This is a genomic window from Actinoplanes sp. NPDC051633, assembly GCF_040681735.1.
Taxonomy (GTDB): domain Bacteria; phylum Actinomycetota; class Actinomycetes; order Mycobacteriales; family Micromonosporaceae; genus Actinoplanes.
The window spans coordinates 1-1209 of sequence record NZ_JBFAZH010001713.1; the positions used below are offsets into that span (position 1 = coordinate 1).

At 67.9% G+C, this 1209-nt stretch carries 2 protein-coding genes; both read right to left on the reverse strand.

The features are described from left to right. Positions 1 to 558: FtsK/SpoIIIE domain-containing protein (locus tag AB0M20_RS44565; protein WP_364307645.1), on the reverse strand; the 558-nt coding region annotated here is incomplete at its 3' end. A gap of 164 nt (positions 559 to 722) precedes the next feature. Beyond that, positions 723 to 1103: a hypothetical protein gene (locus AB0M20_RS44570; RefSeq protein ID WP_364307647.1), complete on the reverse strand. Its 381-nt coding sequence runs from the start codon at positions 1101 to 1103 to the stop codon at positions 723 to 725. Positions 1104 to 1209: the final 106 nt, after the last annotated feature.

A 1209-nucleotide genomic window follows, 5' to 3' on the forward strand; every position in this document is an offset into this window, starting at 1 on the left:
GCCGGCGAACCGCCACGCGAACAGGTCGTGCAGCGAGGTCGGGATGATGTCGGAGCTAGGGCGCTGGGTGGCGGAGGCGTCGATGACGCCGACCGCTCGCCCTCGGGCGACGATGTCGCGGTTGAGGACGGAGAAGTATTCCTGCTCGGTCTTCGAACCGACGGTGGCAGAGAAGTAGGCGAGTTCGTCGATGGCCAGCAGGACGGGGTCGAAGTCGTCGTCGCGGCGGATCTTCTGGCGACGCTGGGACAGCAGGTAGGAGTACCGGTTGTCCATCGCCGTTTGCAGCCGCTCCAGGGTGTAGATGGCGTGATCGATGTCGGGGCCGATGAACTCGTCGGCGCAGTCTTTCCACAGGCCGAGTTCGACCTGCTTACCGTCGATCAGCACCAGGTCCACGTCGTCGCATAGCGCGGCGTGCCCGACGATGGTGTTGAGCAGCGAGCTCTTCCCGGCGCCGGGTTCGCCGCCGATGAGGATGTTGCGGTAGATCAGCGGCAGGTAGACCGGCTGGCCGAACTCGTCGATACCGAGGAAGACGGGGTCGAAGATGGACATGCCCGTACCGACCGGAACACTTGTCCCGGTAGGGGTGACAGAAGCGTTCATGGGTCAGGGCTCCGATCGGAAAGAGGGGCCCGGCGCGGCGCTGGTGACGAGGAGTCGATGGCCACGCCGGGACACCCCGCAAGGTGGGTTTGACACGTACGTGTCAGGGATGGTCAGGCGTAGTCGCTGGGGTCGAAGCCGTCGTCCGGGGACGAGCGAGCCGGGTTGCGCGGGGTGCGCGGCCGGTTGCTGGTGTTGTCGTTGGTTGCCCGCTTACGCGGGGTGGTGACGTCGGCGAGGTTGACGCCGGTCGGCGGGATGGCCGGGGACACCGGTGCGGTGGCCGGCATGGTCGCCGGGACGTGGTTGGGCAGGTTGGACAGCACGGTGTCCGCCAGCGGTTCGCGGCGGGTGATGTCCACGCGGATCAGCGCCGCGTACTTACGTGAGGCGCGGGTGACGCGGGCCTCGTTGGCCCAGCAGGCGACGGCCAGTTTCTGGACTTGGCCGGGCTGTTCCAGGTCGTGCAGCGACAGACCAGGCCGAAGCCACACCCATACCCGTTCACCGGCCGGGGTGGGCCGGGCGGGCAGGAGCTGCGGCAGCGTGCCGTGCCGGTTGGTGGCGAGGACCGCCGCGAATCACATCCGCAGTCGGTGC